This window comes from Paenibacillus sp. 2TAB26 (assembly GCF_052115145.1).
Classification (GTDB): Bacteria; Bacillota; Bacilli; order Paenibacillales; family Paenibacillaceae; genus Pristimantibacillus.
Genome location: NZ_JBFRGC010000025.1, coordinates 25,452 through 46,169, shown reverse-complemented (window position 1 = coordinate 46,169; position 20,718 = coordinate 25,452). Strand labels below are relative to the sequence as shown.

Genomic DNA, 20,718 nt, shown 5'->3' with positions numbered 1-20,718 from the left:
ATCTAGTTTCTAGATCATTTTCAGCCGATTCGCGGCTTAGAGGGGATATGGGCTGATTCGCCGAATGGATGAGCATGTGAATTGATTTGCAGCATCGCACATCAGAGCAAGTCACATAAGTCGCAGATTCACACAAATCACAGCAAGTCACAGAATTCACAGCAACTCACTGAAGACCAAACGCTTTATCACAACAACCAGCCCCATATGAATGCTTGCCTTATCAAGCATGAACCTATTAAAATGAGGAAGCGATCTTAGTCGCAGTCATGGCCATTTCCGACACTATCATTTTTCAAACTATATAATAGAAAGAAGCAGATGCAGCGATGAATATTTTCTTTCACATTTTAATGACAAACGTGCTTCCGATGGTCATCATGATTGGGCTTGGCATTATTATTCAAAGAGCGTTCAAGCTGGATATTAAAACGTTATCGAAGCTGAATTTTTATTTATTTTCACCGGCTATTATGTTCGACCTCCTATATAAAACGGACATTTCTGCCCAAGTGGTAGGGAGAATCTTATTGTTTTTTGTGCTGTTTATGGTTACGCAATATATTATCGTTGAGCTGGTTATTAGAATAAGAGGGTATCAGCCAAGCATGAAAAGTGYGATGCGCAACAGCGTATTGTTCTACAACAGCGCAAATTACGGCATACCGCTCAATCAGCTGGCTTTTGCAGGCAACGAGAAAACACTCGCTATTCAGATATTAATTATGATGATGCAATCTCTTATACCGAACACGTATGGCATATATAACGTTAACGCGCACAAAGCAGATATGCGGGCGATTTGGCGGACAATTATCTCAATGCCGATTATATATGTCATCCCGCTTGCCTTCCTGCTCAGAGGGTTCGACGTTCCCATCCCGCAGCCTATAGCTACACCAATCGGTTACTTATCAGCAGCGTTTATCGGTACAGCGCTTATTACACTGGGCGTACAGTTGGGCAATATGGAGTGGAAAATAAAGCGCTCACTCCTCATTGATGTCAGTATATCGGGCATACTCAGACTGATTGCCGGTCCTTTGCTCGCATGGCTGATCGTCTGGCTGATGGGACTCGACAAGCTGACGGCAGCCGCACTCATCGTTTCATCAGCTGTCCCTACTTCACTAAGCAGTGTGCTTCTCGCTGTAGAGTTCGACAACGAGCCAGAGTTTGCCTCGCAATCTGTCTTTGTCTCTACCATTTTAAGCATAATCACCGTTACTGCAGTCATTTTTTTCTTAAATCTTGATATCTAGAAACTAGTAAACCTATCAACCTCTTAATTTTGAGTTTGTTAGGTTTTTTATTTCTTGTGCAACAAGATGGACAAGGTTAAAATGGAAAAAGATACAAGGGTAATCGATTTATTGGAAATGGAGGTCTATTACTAGATGCTGTCTATCACGCATGATATTATTCATGCAAGCGCTTTAAAAAGAACGTTTGGACGTGGAAGCGGTGCAGTTACCGTATTAAAAGGTGTTGATTTGTCGATACCATCCGGCAAGCTTATTGCATTTAAAGGGAGATCAGGTTCTGGAAAAACGACGCTTATTAATTTGCTAAGCGCACTGGATCGTCCGACCGAAGGAAATATTACGTTTGCTGGACGCGATTTGACGGCGATGTCGAATCATGAGAGAGATATGGTACGCCGCAAGGAAATGGGGCTTATTTTTCAATCCTTTGCACTCATTCCTCTAATGTCCGCCTATGAGAACGTGGAGTTTATATTAAGAGTTTCAGGTATGGCGGCAAACGGCCGCAAGGAAGCAGCGATTAACGCTTTAGAGCAGGTTGGCTTAAAAAGCCGCATGCATCATCGGCCATTCGAGCTATCGGGCGGAGAGCAGCAGCGAACAGCTATAGCACGGGCAATTGCCCATAAGCCTAAGCTTCTTTTGGCAGACGAGCCTACAGCTGAACTTGATAGCCGCACAGGCTTGCAAATTATGAAAGTGTTTCGTGATTTGGTAGAAATGGCAGGAATGACAATCATCATGACGACACATGATCCTGCAATAATGGAAATTGTTGACCATGTTTATGAATTGGAGGATGGACAAATTGTCGCAAAAGCTTAAGCCGATACTCGGCTGGTCATTCGCGCTGCTTCTTAGCGCTTCACTAACAGGGTGCTCCTTGCTTCCTGCCGAGGAGACTGCCTTGAAACCTCCTCTTGTTAAGCCGGCGCAAGAGAATTACCGCACGGTAACGGTCGAGAAGGGGACAATCACACAAGAAATTAAAGGAAGCGGAAGCCTGGAGTCGACGCAATCGGAGATAGCACAGTTTAAAGGACAAGGCGGCCGTATTGCGAAGATGATGGTAACCTCGGGAGCGCAGGTGAAGAAAGGAGATGTCTTGGTTCAGCTTAATGTAGATGGACTGGACATTCAATTAAAGGAACAGCAGCTCGCCCATGCCAAAGCTAAGCTTTCATTTAAACAGGCCAAATTAGGCGGTGACAATGATGCGATCGATATCGCTAAGCTGCAAATGGATATTGAACAGTTAAAGCTGGATCGTTTGACCGCGACCTTTAACAGCAAACAGCTTGTTGCCGAAATGAACGGCCAAGTAACTTTCGTAGAGGATCTGAAGGAAGGCGATTTTGTTGAGGCTTATCAAACGCTTGTTGTCATATCCGATCCATCACAGCTACGTCTAGCGCTGCGAGTTGAATCAGGTGCGGAAATTAGCAGCGTTGATGTTGGTTTCCCAGCAATGGTTACCTTCGGGTCTGAAGAAGTGAAAGGGAAAGTTGTACAGACACCATCATCGGCTCCTTCGACGCTGAACCAGCAGCTTCAAGATCGTTACTCCAAAACATTATTTATTGAAGTGCCGAAAGTGCCTGGAAACGCCACAATCGGAGCGTTTGCTGATGTCAAAATTATTTTGCAGCAGCGTGATGATGTACTCAAAATTCCACGCAGCGGCGTGCGCAGCTTCCTTGGCAGAACATTCGTAAGAACGCTTGAGGATGGCAATAAAATTCGTGAGATTGATGTTGAAACGGGCATAAAAGGCTCGACGGAAATTGAAATTACGAAGGGCTTGGAAGAAGGCGCGATTGTTGTACTTCAATAATGAGTCTGTATAGAACGATTGATAACCATCAACTAGCTTCATAGGAAGGTTATGAGCCGTTTACGCTTGGGAGGTTTTGAAGTGGCTTTGTTTATTATGATTATTCGTAAAATGGTGCAAAATAAGTGGTTGGTCGGGAGCTTGTTTATAGGCTTAGTCATGTCTGTAGCCTTGGTAAGCAGCATGCCGATTTATTCGGAAGCCATTTTATCGAGGATGCTGGTCAAGGATTTAGAGACTATGCAGAGCGAGCGGGGGATATATCCCGGCAATCAATACAATAAACTTTTTTACACGAAAGAAACACCGGAGCAAGTAAATAAGATTTATACAAAAGTAGATCGCTACATACGTGAGCAAGCACAATCCAACTTTGGCATACCGGTGCAAGAGCTTATCGTTGATTTTCAATCCAGATCAATGAAGATCAGGCCGGAGAATGATCCAGAGCCAGATACGAAAAAAAATCTCAAGACGATGTCGCTGCGCTCCTTCAGTGATCTTGAAGAGCATATTACGCTGACGGACGGCAGAATGCCGGCTGAGCAGCAGCCAGTTGATGGCGTTTATGAGGTGCTTGTTACAGAACGAAGCCTGGTTCAGTTCAAAACAGTACTGGATTCAAAGTTTTATGTGAACGACGATAAAATTGCCGGGGAAATAGCATTTAAGCCGGTAGGCGTGTTCAAAAAAAAGCAGGATGACGACCCCTATTTTAGAGATACGGATCTAAGTGAGCTAAGCTCAAGCTTTGTCATTAGTGATAAACTCGCTAAGCAGCAGCTCATGCAGGAAAGCCGGATTCCGGTAGCGTCCGTTGGTTGGTTTTTTGTATTGGATTATTCTAAGCTTGAGCTTAGCTTGGTAGATGGCTTCATACAGACAACGAATAAAATTCGCAACGTTATGCTTAATAATGTAACGATGTATCAAGCCGTCTCGGAAACACCGGCGCTGGATACGATTTCGAAATACATGGTACGGGCAGAACAGCTGAAGACGCTCATGTGGTCGCTTAATGTTCCTGTTTTGATTATGCTCGGGTTCTACATGTTCATGGTATCCAATCTAATTGCGGATCGGCAAAAAAATGAGATTGCTGTTCTGCGAAGCAGAGGAGCTGCACGTTGGCAGGTTATTAGCTCTTATGCAGTGGAAGGCATTATTTTATGCGGCATCGCCTTTGGTGTGGGTCCTTTGCTTGGCGTCATCCTAACCGAAATGCTTGGTGCATCCAATGGTTTCCTTGAATTTGTACAGCGCGTTCGGCTGCCGGTCAAACTTACGGACGAGTCTTTCCGTTATGGAGCGATTGCCTCCGGCGTTTGTTTTGTCATTATGATGATTCCTATCATTATGGCTACTCGCGTTTCTATTGTTGGTCATAAGCAGCAGCTGGCTAGACTTTTGAAATCACCGTTATGGCACAAAATGTTCCTTGATGTGATTGCATTAGCGTTAGCTATTTATGGCTTATACACATTCCGGAAAAGGCTTGCTGATTTGCAAAGCTTAGGTTTAAATGCTGATGATCTAAACATCGATCCGTTGCAATTTGTTGTTCCTGCTTTGTTTATTATGGGTGCGGGTCTACTCTTACTTCGTTTGTACCCTTGGATTCTTAGACTCATCTATTGGATCGGTAAGAAATGGTGGCCGCCTTCCGTTTATGCGACATTAATTCAGGTTGGACGTTCCAGTACGCAATATCAATTTTTAATGATTTTCCTTATTATGACGATTGCTACCGGCGTATTTAGCGCTTCAGCAGCAAGAACGATCAACAATAACACAGAGGATCGAATCAGGTATGGCAATGGCGCAGAGGTTGTATTGACTACACAATGGATGAACGATGCACCGCCGCCCCCGCCTCCGGGAGCACCGTCGACGCCAGCGCAAGATTTAGCTATGCTCGCGCCAGTCCATTACTTGGAGCCGGCATTCGAGCCCTTTAAAGCACTCAAAGGTGTAGAGCATGCAGCTAAAGTATTCAAGAAGGAAGTCGCCTTTAGCGTAAATGAAAGCAATGGCCCTGCAACGTTAATTGGTATTGATTCCGATGAGTTTGGTGAAACAACGTGGTTCCGTGACAGCTTGCTTGACTATCCGCTTAATGATTATTTGAACCTGCTTGCAGCAGATCCGCAGGCTGTTCTCATATCGCGGACGTTAGCCGATCAGAACAAGGTGAAGCCTGGCGACACGATTTGGGTAGGCTGGAGCGATGTACCGCAGCAGCCGTTCAAGGTGTATGGCATCATTAATTATTTCCCAACCTTTAATCCGAACCCTGCTGTAGGCAGCGTAAATGTTAGTGAAGATAAAGATACATCGGGTGGTCGAGCACCGATGCTGATCGTCGGCCATTTGCCGCGTATTCAAGTTCAGCTAGCACTTGAGCCTTACGACGTCTGGCTTAAATTAAAGCCGGAGGTGAGCACTTCCGAGTTTTATGAGGGGCTTAAGGAATCGAAGCTTCCGATTACGAATATTGTCAATACAAGAGAGAAGCTGGTCACTGCCAAAAACGATCCGTTCCTCATGGCACTAAACGGTATTTTGACTTTAGGTTTTGTCTTGTCGATTCTTGTTAGCTTTATCGGGTTTCTATTATATTGGGTACTATCACTCCGAGGCCGGACCTTGCAAAATGGTATTTTGCGCGCGATTGGCCTATCGCTGAGACAGCTCATCGGCATGCTTGGGGTTGAGCAGCTGTTAACATCGGGCGTTGCCGTTCTTATTGGAATAGGTGTCGGAAACATCGCGAGTCGATTGTATGTGCCTAACTTCCAAATTGCGTTCAATCCAAGCAGCCTTGTACCGCCTTTCAAGGTTATGTTCGATGCGACGGATTTAATACGGATCTATGTGCTTGTCGGCTTTATGTTGGTCATCGGACTTGGCATATTAGCTTATATGCTATCGAAGCTGCGTATTCATCAAGCGATCAAGCTAGGGGAGGATTGACGGATGATTCATTGCGAAGGGCTTGTCAAAATATACAAAACAGCCGACCTAGAGGTATTCGCCCTGCAAGGCCTCGATCTTCAAATTGAAAGCGGCGAGCTGATGGCCATTATTGGCAACAGCGGCAGCGGCAAATCAACGCTGCTGAATATGCTTGGCGGGCTTGACCGTCCGACGGCGGGGAAGCTGACCGTTGACGGAAGAGATATGCTGAAGTTTAAGGAGCGCGACTTCGTTCGGTACAAGCGAGAGAGCGTAGGTTTCGTCTGGCAAAATAATGCGAGAAACTTGATTCCTTATTTAACCGCGCTTGAAAATGTAGAGCTGCCTATTTTGCTAACAGGCAGTCGCAAGCGCTGGAGAGCAAAGGAGCTGCTTGACGCCGTTGGCTTAAGCCACCGTGCTTCAAATAAGCTTTATGAATTATCAGGGGGAGAACAGCAGCGGGTGGCAATCGCCATTGCGCTCGCCAATCATCCTAAGCTGCTGCTTGCGGATGAGCCTACGGGGTCGGTAGACTCGCGAATGGCTAATCAGATTTTGGACTTATTCCGTGAACTGAATCGTACGATTGGCATTACCGTTGTTATCGTTACGCATGATCCAGAGCTTGCGAAGAAGGTAGATCGTGTAGCGGCCATCCGAGACGGCAAGATTTCATCCGAAATGCTGCGCAAACGTTCATATGCGGAAGAGCTGGCGGAGCTTGAGCAGGAGGATGAGGAAGGCACGCATGTAGAATATGCGGTGCTTGATAAAGCGGGCCGATTGCAGGTGCCTTCCAACTATTTGGAATCCATCGGTGTGAAAAACTCGAATAAGCTGCGCGTAGAGCTTGGAGAAGGCAAGATTATCCTGCTGCCTCCTGAGGAGAAAGAAAAAGCCGAGTAAATATTCAATGGCAAAAAGAGCTGTGCATGGTCTGCGATGACCGTTGCACAGCTCTTTTTATTGCAAGCCTACAAGTTAGATAAGCTAGAGAATGAGGCGTTCGATTGGCTCACTTCGGTAAACTCGTCGTTGCCCCATTCATCCCAAGAGCCTTCATAGGGGCGAATATGAGGATAGCCCATTAGTCGTAAAGTAAAATAAGTATGCGCTCCGCGTTGATTTGTCTGGCAATAAGGCACGATTGTTTTTGCAGGGTCAATGCCAAGAGCATCAAATTGCTGCTTTAAATCTCGATAAGCTTTGAAACGCACGACGCCATCTTGATCTGCCCCTTCAAGGGAATCGTTCCACTCTTTATGAACTGCGCCAGAAATATGCCCGCCCTTACGATTCGAGCGTTGATCAGCTCCGGTGTATTCTAAAGCGGAACGTGTATCGACAAGAAGGCAATTATCAAGCCCAGCTTGGATAGATGCTTTCGTGGCAACCAGCTCTGAATGAGCAGATAACGTCAGTGCTCCTTTAGAGGGCAGCGGCAAATCTATTGTTGTCTCATAGCCTGCCGCTGTCCATGCTGCGAAACCGCCATTCAATAGCTTCACTTGATCCTTCAGACCATAATACTCCAGCACATAAAAGACGCGCGCCGCTAACACTCCGCCTCCATCATCATAGACGATAATTGTTGAATCATTGCTGACGCCAACATTTTCAAACAAATAAGCAAGAGCATCCGCGGCAGCAAAAGTGTAGCGTGAGCTATCCTTTAATGCTTTGGCGTCCAGCCAGTACGCCCCTGGAATGTGACCTGATTCATATCCGCGGGCTCTGACATCTAATAAAACGATGTTCGGCTCTTGGTAATAGTTTTTAAGCCAATGCACCTCTGCCAGCAGATGTTCATTAGGGTAATGTAAATGGCTCGTATTCGTTATGTGAGCAGCCTCCTCATCTTAATAAGTTACAACGGGCTGAAGCCGAGGTTTTCACGCAAATTTTGTCCAGCATACTCGCTAGGAAATAATCCTCGCCTTTGCAGCTCAGGAACGACTAGTTCCAGAAAGGCGTCAATACCGCCAAATGCCAACTGAGGCATAACGCTAAAGCCATCAGCAGCACCATTCACGAACCAATGCTCCATAATATCAGCTACTTGGTTAGGTGTTCCAGCAATGCTTAGCTGACCGTTGCCTACCCAATATTTCTCGAGCAGCTCCCGGAGTGTCAGCTGTTCATTATCAACAATCTTTTTGACCATCTGATAGAAGGTTTGATACGCATTAACTTGGGCCATATCAGGCAGTTTCGGGAAAGGTTCATCCAGTGCATATCCCGAAAAATCGATGCCAAGCAAATTGGAAAGAGACATGACGGAACGTTCTATTGAACCGAGCTGCTGCAGCTCTCTCGCAATGTCACGAGCTTCAGCCTCCGTTTCACCAACAATAACATGAATGCCCGGCAATACTTTAATATCATGCGGGGAACGTCCGGCTTTGACAGTTCTTTCTTTGATGTCTTGATAAAACAGCTGCGCGTCTTCAAATGAGTTTTGGACGGTGAATATAAGCTCGGCATATTGAGCAGCTAAATTTCTGCCATCCTCTGAGGCTCCGGCCTGGATAAGCAGAGGTCTTCCCTGTGGAGGACGCATCATATTAAGCGCACCGCGTACGGAATAATAATCTCCCTGATGCTGTATATCATGAACCTTGTTAACGTCGGCATACACACCGGATGTTTTGTCTTGAACGAGCGCATCGGCTTCCCAGCTGCTCCACAATTTGAGCACGACCTCTGTGAATTCCCGCGCTCGCTCGTAACGTTCTGCATGAGCTGGCAATTGCTCCAGCCCAAAGTTGAAGGCTGTACGTTCTACGCCAGTAGTTACAATGTTCCAACCAGCTCGCCCGCCGCTTATATGATCAAGCGAGGCGAATATTCTAGCTGTGTTATAGGGCTCGGTGAAGCTTGTAGAAACGGTAGCAATAAGGCCGATTCGCTCCGTTACGGTCGCAATTGCAGATAACAATGTCAGTGGTTCGAAGCCGAAGATCGGACCATGCTGGACTGCTTTTGCCTCAATCGACAGACCGTCCGCGATAAATAGGGAGTCTATCCGGGCGGCTTCCGCTTTTTTGGCGATCCGCAGGAAATGATTGACGTCATGAATTTCATCCAGCTTCGTGCTTGCATGACGCCAAGCTCCTTTGTGAGCGCCCGCATTGTGTAGAAACAAATTTAAAATCATTCTGCGATTAGGCTCGCTCATCTGGATCACCTCCTGTTTATTTCATGCCGCTAAGCGCAATTCCACGAATGATTTGCTTCTGGAAAATAAGAAAAATAAGAATAAGCGGAGCGATTGAAATCGTTGTTCCTGCCATAATTAAGATCCAATTGCTCGTATCCTTCAGCTCGCTGGAAAAATAAACAATCCCGACGGGCAGTGTGAATTTCTCCTCCGTTTGCAGCACGATGAGCGGCCAGATGAACTGGTTCCAGTTCCCGATAAAGGTAAGAATAATCAAAGTGATTATAGCTGGCTTCACTAGTGGGATGGCGATATGCAGCAGAATACGCCATTCATTAAGTCCATCAATGCGAGCCGCATCCAGCAAATCGGAAGGAATGGAGTCCATAAACTGCCTCATAAGAAAGATGCCGAAGGCCGTAATAATACCGGGAAACAGCACGCCCCAATAAGTATCGGACCAGCCTAATTCATTCGCAATTAAATACCAAGGGATGATGAGCATCTCTGTTGGAACCATTAAGGTGCTGATTATGAGCAGAAAAATGAGCTGTTTGCCGACGAATGAAAATTTGGCAAGCACATACCCCGCCGCTGTATCGAAGATTAGAACAGTAGAGGTTGCAATCAGAGAGATGATGAGCGTATTTTTGATCCATTGTGCGAAAGGAGCCTTCTTGAATATGGCAGCGTAATTGTCAAAGGTTATCGTCTCAGGAATTAAGCGTAAATTGTAAACGTCTTGAGGAAGCTTGAAGGAGGTAGCGACCATCCATAAGAACGGAAACAACATGATGCCGACGCCGAGCGTTAGCAGCAAATAAATGACAAGCGTGCGCAGCCTCTCTGCGGGGGACTTTGCGTTTTTCTGTGTTTTATAAACGCTTTGTGTGCTCACTGATTCGTCCTCCCATCAATATTCTACTTTTTTGTTCAACACTTTTAATTGAAGCAGCGTAAGCACCAAAATGACGACGAACAAAATAACCGTAGCAGCTGCGGCGCTGCCCATCTTAAACTGCTGAAACGCTAAATTGTAAATATGGAGCACCATCGTCGTTGTCGCGTTCAGCGGTCCTCCATTTGTCATGCTCAGCACCTGTCCGAATGATTGCAAATAAGAGATAACGCCTATGACAGCCGAAAAAACGATGACGGGATTAAGCAGCGGAAGCGTAATATGAAGGAATTTCCGCCATGCGCTTGCGCCATCGATAGCTGCCGCTTCATAATACATGCGCGGTATCGCTTCAAGCCCGGTCATAAAGATAAGCATTTGAAAGCCGGTGCTTTGCCATATCATCGTTAATGTAATGAGAATAAGCGCCTGACGCGGCGATTGCAGAAACAATTGCGGTTCTAGACCGAGATTTAATAACATCTCGTTTAACCAGCCGTTGCGCATGAGAATCCACCGGAATACCCAGCTTACTGCGACGATGCTTGTGACGTAAGGGATGAAGTACACAGTACGGAACAAGCCGCGCAGCCGCTTGATATTGTGAAGCAGCAATGCGACAAATAGCCCAACGATCAGCTGTCCGGGAACACCAATAACAACAAATTTGAACGTATTGGCGATCGATTTGAGGAAGATTTCATCTGTGAACAGCGCCTTGAAATTCGCGAGTCCAACATAAGGTTTGCTCGGGGACAATAAATCCCATTCACGAACGCTCACATTGAAGGCATACAGGATGGGGAGCAACCGCGTGCTCAAGAAATAAAGCAGAGGAATTCCGAGCGTAATATAAATAAACAAATAACGCTGCGTGCGGTAGGACAAACGTGTGAGGAACAGTTCTCGGCTTTTGCGTACGGTTAGCTTTAAGGCATGTGCAATCATAATGGAACTCACCTCCATTTCATCAAAAGAAAGGCGCTCGCTCTAGGCCGAGCGCCTTTTAAATTACTTTTTGTCTACAGCAGCCCAATAGTCGTCATAGAGCTTTTGCGTTTTGGCTACAAGGTCTTGGAAGGCCTTCTCGACCGGAACTTTATTGAGCAGCACTTCATTTGTCGCATCAACAAACAATGTTTTTTCTTGGGTTTCGTCGATGAAGAAATGCGCGCGGCTATCGTCCAATTGGGAAATAAATGGCCCTAGCTTCTCATCGTTTACGTATTTATCCTGCGTCGCAACAGCTTTTTGTGCTGGAAGCTCCCCGATTTGCTCTACCCATTTCTCCTGAACCTCTTTGCTCGTTAGAAATTCCAAAAATTCAGAAGCAGCCTTCAGCTTGTCGCCTTCAACATTTTTGGGAATGGCGTTCGCCCAGAAGGAGGACGGGGCTGATTTGGTTTTGTAGGATGGAAGAGGTGCAACGCCATAGTTTAAATCTGGAAAGTCCTTCTTAATGGAGCCAAGTCGGAAGGAACCGTCGATATTAATAGCTGCATGACCGGTCATAAAGGCATTGCTGTCATTCTCATAAAATCCGTTAATCCCAACCTTATGCTTCACGGCAAAATCGATTAAATATTGAAATGCCTCCAAACCTGCAGGTGTTTCCGCCCATAATATTTTGCGTCGATCATCGCTTAAGTCTTGACCGCCTGCTTGATGCAGCAGACCGTCTCGATACCAGTGATGCAGCTGCGCGCCGGGCTCCCATGCGAAACCTTCAGTGACAAATTGCCCTTTGGCATCTGTTTCTGTCAGTTTCTTGGATACGTCTACCAGCTGCTCCCATGTTGTAGGAAGCTCAGTAATATTGGCTTTGGACAATAAATCCTTATTGTAGAACAAGGCGAGTGTGCGTACGGCAGTAGGAATAGCGTAATAGGAGCCATTAATTTTTGCGGCGCTCACTAATGGGTAAAAGTTGCTTTCAATTTCTGCAGTTGGAAAATGATCCTCAGGCAGCGGCTGCAAATAACCGGATGAGACGTATTTGGGCAGCCAGCCATAGTAGAGGTTAATAACATCAGGGCCTTTGCCGGCTGGTACCAGCGTAGCAACCTTCTGATTGTATTGATCATAAGGGAAGTTGGTTTGTTTTACGGTAATGTTCGGATATAAGGTTTGGAATTCTTTTATGAGTTCGTTGATCAATTCAACCTTGGCTGGAAATTCATATTGCCAATATTCAATCGTCACTTTTTTATCTGTTTCTTTGTCTGTTTCTTTGTTTGTTGCTTTATCGGTTGGTTTTTCCGTTGCTTTATTTTGTTCTGTGCTGTTTGCTTGATTGTTGCTGCCGCAGCCTGCTAGAGCAAGTGCGATGATAAGTGATCCTGTAACGATAGAAACTGAGCTTTTTTTCTTCAATGGTATCCACTCCTTTTTTTATAAAAAAACGGTACTTATGCTTGGCTTGCGATGTCGGATTTCTTGGTAATCGTGTTTGGCGGCAGCTCAAGACCGAGCAGGCGCCTAGCGTTATTGCCGAATATATTCTCGATATCGTCCTCTCCGAATCGCAGCTCGCGGCAGGCGCGAACTTGATCCTGCAGGTAACGATAAGGGTAACCTCGAGGAAATCCGCTGGCGTCCGTTCCAAAAATAATACGTTCAGGCCCGATCAGCTCATAGGTTTTGCGAAGCGCGAATTCCAAGGTAAGCTCATAAGGCATCCAGCGCATCCATTGATTGGAGCCGGAAGTATCGATATATACATTCGGGCAGCTCCAGCACAGATGAAGCAGCTCTTGGAAATAACCTGCGCCAAAGTGAGGAATGATGAACGGAATGTCCGGAAATTCTCTTGCTGTGTTGAAAATTGCTAGAGGACTTATATTCGGATGATGTGCAATTCCTCCCGCATGGCCGAGTAAACCGAAGTGGATCAACACAGGAAGCTTCTTCTCTGCGAGAAAGGTCCATACGGGCGTAAGGGACGGATCATCAAAAGGGATGGAAGTCAGCGGGCCGAACAGCTTGTAACCTTTAAGCCCTAACTCATTAACTGCCCTTCGAAGTTCTTCCTCTGCGCCAGCATCCTCGATGGCGTGATGGGCAAAGCCGGTAAAACGATCAGGATGACTGGCTAGATGATCGGCCAAATTGTCATTATCAAGCGCGGTGAGGAAGTTGAGCCCTCCGATCCCGTACTTATCAAGCTCCTTCACCCATCGGTCAATTAACGGCGTGTTTTCATTTTCAGTATCGTTGTCTGCAATCGTTGCATCTGGAAAATCCCAAGTGAGCCGCATTCGCTCGCTTCTCTCTGCACCATAGCGAGCAACGGATTCATGTCGTTTGTTATTTCCTAGCACTAATCGGTAAGGAAGATGTCCATGCACATCAAATACTTTAAATCGGCTGCGAAACATAGCTTCACTCCATTCATAATTCCTTGATGATCCAATCAGTTAAAATCAAATCAATATCGGCAGCAGCAGCTTCCAATCGTGATTCTCGTTCCTCCAGCCATAGCGCAAGCTCAGATAATCTATCTTGCTGAACAGTAAGCGCCCGGTTCATCTCGGCAGGGCTAGGACCGCCCCGCAGACTGCGTATATTTACAAAATGCGCAGGCTCCAACGCTTGCTTTAATTGCTCCTCAGTTAGCCTAAGCGGGAAGCCAATGGTTTGGATCGCAGCTTCGTTTAATGCTTGAAGGTTCAAGTCAGTTATCTTGTTGCCATGCTGAACGGCATGCGTGACGAGCTTGCTTACGATTGAATGTGCTTTATGAAAAGATAATCGTTCATCTCTGACGATCGTGTCAGCAAGCTCGGTAACGGTAGCGAAGCTTGCAGCAGTGCGCTGCCACAGAACATCCTCGTTTAGCTGCAAGGTAGAGATGACCTTGGACAACAATCGGTATACAACTTCAAGCGTCTCTAGGCTGCGCCAAGCATAAGGCTGCATATCGTCTTCCGTATCCACAATATCGCCAAAAGGCGTATTGTGAATCATCGTAAGGACGGTCTGAGCATTGCCTGTAATGCTGGATAAGAGTGAACGGATATGCTCAACGGAAACTGGATTTCTTTTTTGCGGCATAATGGAACTGATTTGGACGTATGGGGCGGCTATTTGAACGACTCCAAATTCCTGTGTGCACCACAGCAGCAGCTCCTGCGTAAACCGTCCAAGATTAATCGCTGCGAGCGAGATTCCTGCGGCGATTTCACCGACATAATCTGCTCCGCTTACAGCGTCATAAGAATTTTCAATTAATCCGTCAAAAGCAAGCAGCTCGGCAATACGTTCCCGGCTAATGGCAAAACCCGACGTTGTCAGAGCGGCAGCTCCCATGCTGCTTAAATTACAATTTGCGTAGGCCGCCTGCAATCTGCGTATATCCCTTGCGAGCGAGTCTGTTACCGCTGCAATGTAGTGGGCGATTGTCGTCGGCTGTGCTTGCTGGGTATGCGTATGCGCGATAAAGATCGTTTCCGTATGTTTCTGGGCGAAAGCAAGCAGTTCAGTGTGCAGCTGCAGGGCAGACGAGATCGTTCTAAGCAGTTTCTCTCGTAAAGTGATTCGGTATATGGCGATACCCATGTCATTGCGGCTTCGAGCCAAATGAAGGCTGCCGGAGGCTTCATCCGATAATGTAAGCAGCTGGTGTTCCACTTCAAAAAACAAATCCTCAAATTGGCCGGTATAGGTACCGCTGTTTAACTGCTCCAAATCAAGTGAAAATAATGATTTGGCGATTTTATGGCCTTCTTCCTTGCTGAGCAGCCCTTGCTCAAGCAGCATGATGAGATGCGCTTTATGCACGGAGATCATTGGAAGCAGAAGCTCCTTCTTGGCTTGGTCATAGGCAGGAGCAAGTACCGCTTCAGCATAGGTTTTGCCAGGGAACGAGCTGCCTTCAGCTGTGTCGCTCCATCTAATCGTCATCGTGTACGCCCTCCTTCGTAAAATAACTTTTTATTTGGCAGATGTTGAAGTTGCATGAGAATATAAAAACAGCCGGAGCTATCGCATAAAGCGATTTCTCCGGCTGTCCGGTCGTTTTCCATATTATTCCTAGTGGAATTGTATGATTAGAATAGTATCACGGTTTTATTTGGAGCGCAACTCTTTTTATTGTCCTTCAGATCTTCAGCATTTCATCGCTTGGTACAGGCAGGAGCTCGCCCGAGTCAAGAGGTGTATACGAAAGTAAAGACTAGTATATGGATCAACATTGCTCACCTTTCTATACTAGAACTAAGAAGGAAAGCTGCATAAAAGCAGCCGCATTATTATTATGAAGACCATGTGGAGGGGTAGTATGAAGAAGAAAAGGAAGGCGCTCTTGAGTATCGCATTGGTTCTTAGCTTGGCCGTTGCTGGGTGTGGCAAAAACACGAATGAACCGGAAAAATCGACTAACACGCCCGTTGAGAAAGGAAATGAAGTGATTGAAGTATCGACGGTTTCGCCAAGCGATCAGTATTTGAAGTTTGATGAGGGCGAGAGTTTCGAGAAAAATTCCGTATACGATGCTTATGAGAAAGACATTGGCGTCAAGATTACGAACAAGTGGGTAGCCGATACGAGCCAATTCAAGGAAAAGGTAAAGATTACGATCGCATCCGATGATCTTCCCGATTTCCTCCTAGTTAATGCGACGCAATTGAAAGAGCTGACTGAAGCGGATATGATTATGGATTTGACCAAGGTGTATGACGAGAATGCCACAGAGGAAACGAAAAAGTTTTTGACGATGGATGGCGGCATGCAGATGAAAACAGCGATGTTCGACAACAAGCTGATGGGTATTCCGAGCTCATACAATCCGTACCAATATCAGTTTTTGTATGTGCGTACAGACTGGCTGAAGGAGCTGAATTTGCCTGAGCCGAAGACGATGGCAGATTTCATGGCGATTGCTGAAGCTTTCAAAGCCAAAGATCCAGGCGGCACAGGCACATCATACGGGCTTGCCGTAAGTAAAAATCCATTCAGTATGGATACAGGAGTAACGGGACTACGTGCATTCCTCAATGGCTATCATGCCTATGAAAATATTTGGATCGAAGATGGCAAAGGCGGCTTGGTCAATAGCGACATTCAGCCGCAAGTAAAGGATGCGCTTGCTGCACTGCAGGATATGTTCAAAAAAGGGCTGATTGATCCTGAGTTCGCTGTAAAAGATGTGGAGAAAGCGGCAGAACTCGTTTACAACAATAGCATTGGTATGGTTTATGGCGCATCTTGGACACCAGCTCAGCTTGTGAAAGGTGCTGTGAAGGACGGAAAAGTGGTTCAGGAGTGGGGAGCATTCCCGATTCCAACGGTAGACAGCAGTCCTGCATTATCCCAAATCGGGCTGGGTGTTGATGAATATTATGTCATCTCCAAGAAGGCGAAGCATCCAGAAGGCGTTATTAGGCTGCTGAACCAGTGGATTGCCGTCGACAATCATCCAACCGATGAGCAAAAGGTATACGAATTCGGTAAAGACTTGAAAGAGAAGGGCAACAACTACTGGCTGCTTAGTCCGCTGCGCGTAGGTAAACAACTGGATAACAACGGCGAAATACTGCCAAAAGCGATTGCCAATAAAGATACTAGCATTTTGGTGACGAAGGATCATAAAACGCGGTATGAGCGGGCAATGAAGTATGTTGACGGTGATACGAGCATGTGGTGGGAGTATTTGATTTCAGGCCCAGGCGGCGCGTTCTCTCATGTACCGGAAATTCAGAAGAATAAGCAATATTTGCAAAATAAATTTTACGGCGCGCCAACTCCAACTATGGTAGACCGACAAGAAATTTTGCTCAAGAAGCGGGATGAAGTTTTCTTCAAAATCATCATGAATCAAGTATCAGTGGATGAATTCGATAAATTCGTCGTGGAATGGAAAAAGCTTGGCGGCGATGAAATTACAAAAGAAGTAAACGAGTTTTACGCTGCTCTGAAATAATTGCAAAACGAATGAGTAGAGGGATTGGTTGAAGCAATCCCTCTTTTTATTAACCTTAAACAACGAGGTGAATGGCTTGAATGTACTGACACGGATGTGGAAGAGGGAATGGCCTCTTCATCTGATGCTGCTTCCGGGAATCGTTTTGGTTTTGATTTTTAGCTATGTCCCGATGGTCGGCATCATTATGGCTTTTCAGAAATATGTACCAAACAAAGGGTTATTCGGGTCTCCTTTCATTGGACTGAAAAACTTTCAGCTATTGATTGATTACCCTGATATCGGACGTATTTTCTTTAATACGGTCTATATAGCCGTGATGAAAATCATAGTAGGTCTCATTGTACCAATCACGATTGCGATATTGCTTAATGAGCTGCGGAGAGAATGGATAAAACGGACGTTTCAGACGCTTGTATACTTGCCGCATTTTCTATCATGGGTACTGCTAAGCGGAATTATCGTTGATGTTTTTTCTCCATCCTCAGGCGTTTTTAATCAAATATTAGGCTTGTTTGGGATAAAGCCTATTTTTTTCTTAGGGAGCAATGATTGGTTTCCATATGTTATGGTCGCCTCGGATGTATGGAAGGAGTTTGGATTTGGTACAATTGTGTATTTGGCTGCGCTGACGGGCATCAATCCCTCGCTTTATGAAGCAGCCGAAATTGACGGTGCAGGGCGTATCAAACAGACCTTTCATGTGACACTGCCTGGAATGATGCCGATTATCGTGCTTATGTTTACGCTTAATATCGGGAATGTACTCAACGCGGGCTTCGAACAAATCTTTAATTTGTATAGTCCGCCTGTCTATGAAAGCGCAGATATTATTGACACCTTTGTCTATCGAATGGGTGTGCAGCAAGCGCAATTTGGTTTCGCCACGGCAGTAGGCTTATTGAAATCTATCGTCTCTTTTATATTCATTTCTCTATCTTATCTGTTAGCTTATCGTGTAGCGAATTACCGCATTTTCTAACGATGCGTTCGTAATTCAGAAGGGAGACATTACGTGGTTACAAACCGATCATTTAGCAGACGACTATTTGTAGCGTGCAACTTTACTTTTCTCATGCTGACATCCTTCTTATGCCTCATGCCTATCATTCATATTTTGGCGATCTCATTCAGCTCTGGAGCTGCCGCGGCTGCTGGGAAGGTTATTTTATGGCCGGTTGAATTCACCACTGCGGCTTATGATAATGTATTTGGAAAACCGGAATATTTGCGTGCGTTCTGGGTATCGATTCAGCGCGTTGTTCTAGGAACCTCCATTAGTATGGTTTTGATGATTATAACCGCTTATCCATTATCCAAAGATCCCCGTCAATTTCGGCTTAGAACCTTATATGCTTGGTTATTCGTGTTTACGATTTTGTTCAGCGGCGGTCTGATTCCTTCTTATTTGACTGTAAAATCGCTAGGTTTAATCGATACGATGTGGGCGCTAGTCCTGCCAACGGCTATTCCGGTGTTTAATGTTATTTTATTGCTTAACTTCTATCGTAATTTGCCTAAAGAACTAGAGGAATCCTCGCGTATAGATGGTGCAGGTCATTTCACTACATTATGGAAAATATATGTACCGCTATCGTTACCAGCTTTGGCAACGACGGGACTTCTTACGATGGTGGGGCATTGGAATAGTTGGTTTGACGGCATGCTTTATATGAATCATACTGAGAATTATCCGCTTCAGACGTTTCTGCAGACGGTCATTATTAAGATGGATTTCCGCTTTATTAAAGCGGAAAATGCCGAATTAATGCTCAAGCTGTCTGATCGCACAAGCCGAGCGGCACAAATTTTTGTCGCAGCATTTCCGATTCTGATTGTGTATCCTTTTTTACAGAGGTTTTTCATCAAAGGAATCGTAATGGGGAGCGTAAAAGAATAGTGCCGGAATGGTCCACTACTACTAGCAGGAGTTAAAACGATGAAAAACCTATTCTTTTTGCATGATTCCTCCATATTCAAAAAAATTATGGCTGCCTTTTTGGCGGCCTTGCTGCCGCTGATGGCCATTACTTGGATGATAATAGAGAAGGGCTCGGAAAATATTCGCAGCGAGATCTCAGAATCGATACTGAATACGACTAGATTTTATATGGACTCTCTCGACAAGGAAGCGGATCGAATTAGCCGTTACTTGCCGAACTATGTGATGGACAAAGATTTGATGGAAATTGCTACAACGGGCAATGACATGAGCTCATATGAGCGTTCGCGCAAAATATTGGATATCCAGCGAAGGCTTGAGCTTATGAAAAATTCAAGTCCGTTTATTAAAGAAGCTAAGGCGTATATTCCATTAATCAAGCGCACGATTCTGAGCAATGATTTTGAGACCTCTTTGAATGAATCGGAGTATACCGCCATGCAGGCTAATGTGAAATTGTATGAAGAGCCGTTCATTTTTTGGGAGAACCGATTGTTTATAACGATGCAATATCCTATTATTTCAGTTAAAAATCCGTTGTATATTGTAGGGGTTGAGCTCTCAACGAGCAAAATAAAGGACACGTTATCGCAAATTGGCGGAACGCGAGACGGACACAGTGTGCTTCTTAATTTGGAACGCGGCTGGGAAATTGAAAGCGGGGTAGACTCGGCTTTACTGGGGCAAATGAAAGCTTTGGCTGTTAAAAAGCAGCAATCAAAGTCCAATGAAGGTTACGAAACGGTTATCTACAATGGTAAGCGCTTTCTTACAGTATATAAATATTCTACGCTTTGGAATTCCTATTCGATTACCTGTATTCCCGAAGAGAAGGTTCTTGGATCATTGCAAATGTACAGAACATTATTTTTATGGGCTTGTGCTCTTTCGGTAGGTATCGTCTTATTTTTCACCTATTTCCTATTGCGCTTTATTTACCGGCCTCTTATGAAGCTGGTGCAAGCCTTTCGCCGTGTTCAGCAAAATAGGCTGGAGCCGATTGTGATTGACCGTGGAGGAGATGAATTCGGATATTTGTACAAAGCCTTTAATGACACGGTAAGATCGCTCAATACGTTAATTAAGGAAAATTACGAGCAGCAAATTCGGAATCAGCGCTCGGAGCTGAAACGACTGCAATCGCAAATTAATCCTCATTTTTTATATAACTGTTTTTTTGTTCTGTGCCGATTAATTAAATTGGACAGTCAGAAGGAGAAGGCCTATCAATTTTGTTTATACATTGGGCAATACTTTCAGTTTATTACTCGCGATGATGAGGATGAGATCCCTCTCGAGCTTGAGGTAGAGCATTCGCGTACTTATGTTGACATGCAATCGATCTGTTACGGGGAACGGATACAGGTTTCTTTTGCGGGAGATGTCCCAGCTATTCACGTACCAAGGCTGATTTTGCAGCCTATTATTGAGAATGCCTATAAGCATGCTTTAGGCAATATGGTACAGCGCGGCGAATTGAAGGTACACAGTGACCAAACGGAAAATGAATTCATGATTTATGTGGAAGATAATGGCCAGAGCATTACGGATAAAGAGATTGAACAGCTACAGAAGAAGCTGCGGCATTCTACAAATCATATCGAGGAAACAACAGGAATTATAAATGTTCATCGTAGAATTCAACTGCGTTACGGAGAGGATTACGGCATTGCGCTGTCACGATCTGATTTAGGCGGATTGATGGTCACCATCAAACTGAGTGCAAGCTAGAGGAGGAAACA

General features: G+C 45.3%; 16 protein-coding genes. 9 read left to right on the top strand and 7 right to left on the bottom strand.

Annotation, left to right across the window (positions count from 1 at the left end):
* Positions 1-329: 329 nt before the first annotated feature.
* From AB4Z50_RS26170 to AB4Z50_RS26150, 5 genes are all read left to right on the top strand, one after another.
* Positions 330-1,262 carry an AEC family transporter gene (locus tag AB4Z50_RS26170; protein ID WP_441883606.1) on the top strand — a complete coding sequence of 311 codons (933 nt, stop codon included), beginning with the start codon at positions 330-332 and terminating at the stop codon, positions 1,260-1,262.
* Between the two features lie 135 nt (positions 1,263-1,397).
* Complete coding sequence (locus AB4Z50_RS26165) at positions 1,398-2,090, top strand: ABC transporter ATP-binding protein (protein ID WP_441883603.1); 693 nt, start codon at positions 1,398-1,400, stop codon at positions 2,088-2,090.
* The gene (locus AB4Z50_RS26160) at positions 2,074-3,099 is read left to right on the top strand and encodes an efflux RND transporter periplasmic adaptor subunit (protein WP_441883600.1); all 1,026 of its coding nucleotides are present in this window, start codon (positions 2,074-2,076) and stop codon (positions 3,097-3,099) included. The genes AB4Z50_RS26165 and AB4Z50_RS26160 overlap by 17 nt, the downstream gene beginning before the upstream one ends.
* Before the next feature lie 81 nt (positions 3,100-3,180).
* The gene (locus AB4Z50_RS26155) at positions 3,181-6,072 is read left to right on the top strand and encodes an FtsX-like permease family protein (RefSeq protein ID WP_441883597.1); all 2,892 of its coding nucleotides are present in this window, start codon (positions 3,181-3,183) and stop codon (positions 6,070-6,072) included.
* Positions 6,073-6,075: 3 nt separating this feature from the next.
* A complete protein-coding gene (locus tag AB4Z50_RS26150) occupies positions 6,076-6,963 on the top strand; it encodes an ABC transporter ATP-binding protein (RefSeq protein WP_076269010.1) in 888 nt (295 codons plus the stop codon).
* Between the two features lie 68 nt (positions 6,964-7,031).
* On the opposite strand, the gene AB4Z50_RS26145 is transcribed toward AB4Z50_RS26150, so the two are convergent.
* The 7 genes from AB4Z50_RS26145 to argH form a co-directional block, all read right to left on the bottom strand.
* The gene (locus AB4Z50_RS26145) at positions 7,032-7,847 is read right to left on the bottom strand and encodes a sulfurtransferase (RefSeq protein WP_441883594.1); all 816 of its coding nucleotides are present in this window, start codon (positions 7,845-7,847) and stop codon (positions 7,032-7,034) included.
* A gap of 77 nt (positions 7,848-7,924) precedes the next feature.
* The gene (locus tag AB4Z50_RS26140; protein ID WP_441883591.1) at positions 7,925-9,235 is read right to left on the bottom strand and encodes an LLM class flavin-dependent oxidoreductase; all 1,311 of its coding nucleotides are present in this window, start codon (positions 9,233-9,235) and stop codon (positions 7,925-7,927) included.
* Between the two features lie 16 nt (positions 9,236-9,251).
* Complete coding sequence (locus AB4Z50_RS26135) at positions 9,252-10,115, bottom strand: carbohydrate ABC transporter permease (RefSeq protein ID WP_441883588.1); 864 nt, start codon at positions 10,113-10,115, stop codon at positions 9,252-9,254.
* Positions 10,116-10,130: 15 nt separating this feature from the next.
* Positions 10,131-11,063, bottom strand: coding sequence for a carbohydrate ABC transporter permease (locus tag AB4Z50_RS26130; RefSeq protein WP_441883585.1), 933 nt, complete (start codon positions 11,061-11,063; stop codon positions 10,131-10,133).
* A gap of 63 nt (positions 11,064-11,126) precedes the next feature.
* A complete protein-coding gene (locus AB4Z50_RS26125; RefSeq protein ID WP_441883582.1) occupies positions 11,127-12,488 on the bottom strand; it encodes an extracellular solute-binding protein in 1,362 nt (453 codons plus the stop codon).
* 35 nt (positions 12,489-12,523) lie between these two features.
* Positions 12,524-13,492, bottom strand: coding sequence for an amidohydrolase family protein (locus AB4Z50_RS26120; protein WP_441883579.1), 969 nt, complete (start codon positions 13,490-13,492; stop codon positions 12,524-12,526).
* 13 nt (positions 13,493-13,505) lie between these two features.
* Positions 13,506-15,017: an argininosuccinate lyase gene (gene argH / locus AB4Z50_RS26115; RefSeq protein WP_441883576.1), complete on the bottom strand. Its 1,512-nt coding sequence runs from the start codon at positions 15,015-15,017 to the stop codon at positions 13,506-13,508.
* Between the two features lie 376 nt (positions 15,018-15,393).
* On the opposite strand from argH, the gene AB4Z50_RS26110 reads away from it, so the two are divergent.
* From AB4Z50_RS26110 to AB4Z50_RS26095, 4 genes are all read left to right on the top strand, one after another.
* Positions 15,394-17,034, top strand: coding sequence for an extracellular solute-binding protein (locus tag AB4Z50_RS26110; RefSeq protein ID WP_339204686.1), 1,641 nt, complete (start codon positions 15,394-15,396; stop codon positions 17,032-17,034).
* Positions 17,035-17,128: 94 nt separating this feature from the next.
* Positions 17,129-18,016 carry an ABC transporter permease gene (locus AB4Z50_RS26105; protein WP_430060408.1) on the top strand — a complete coding sequence of 296 codons (888 nt, stop codon included), beginning with the start codon at positions 17,129-17,131 and terminating at the stop codon, positions 18,014-18,016.
* A 33-nt stretch (positions 18,017-18,049) separates the two neighbouring features.
* Positions 18,050-18,934, top strand: a complete 885-nt coding sequence (locus AB4Z50_RS26100; RefSeq protein WP_441883573.1) for a carbohydrate ABC transporter permease — start codon at positions 18,050-18,052, stop codon at positions 18,932-18,934.
* A 39-nt stretch (positions 18,935-18,973) separates the two neighbouring features.
* Entirely contained in the window at positions 18,974-20,707 is a 1,734-nt protein-coding gene (locus AB4Z50_RS26095) for a sensor histidine kinase (protein ID WP_441883570.1), read from the top strand.
* The last annotated feature ends 11 nt before the right edge of the window (positions 20,708-20,718 follow it).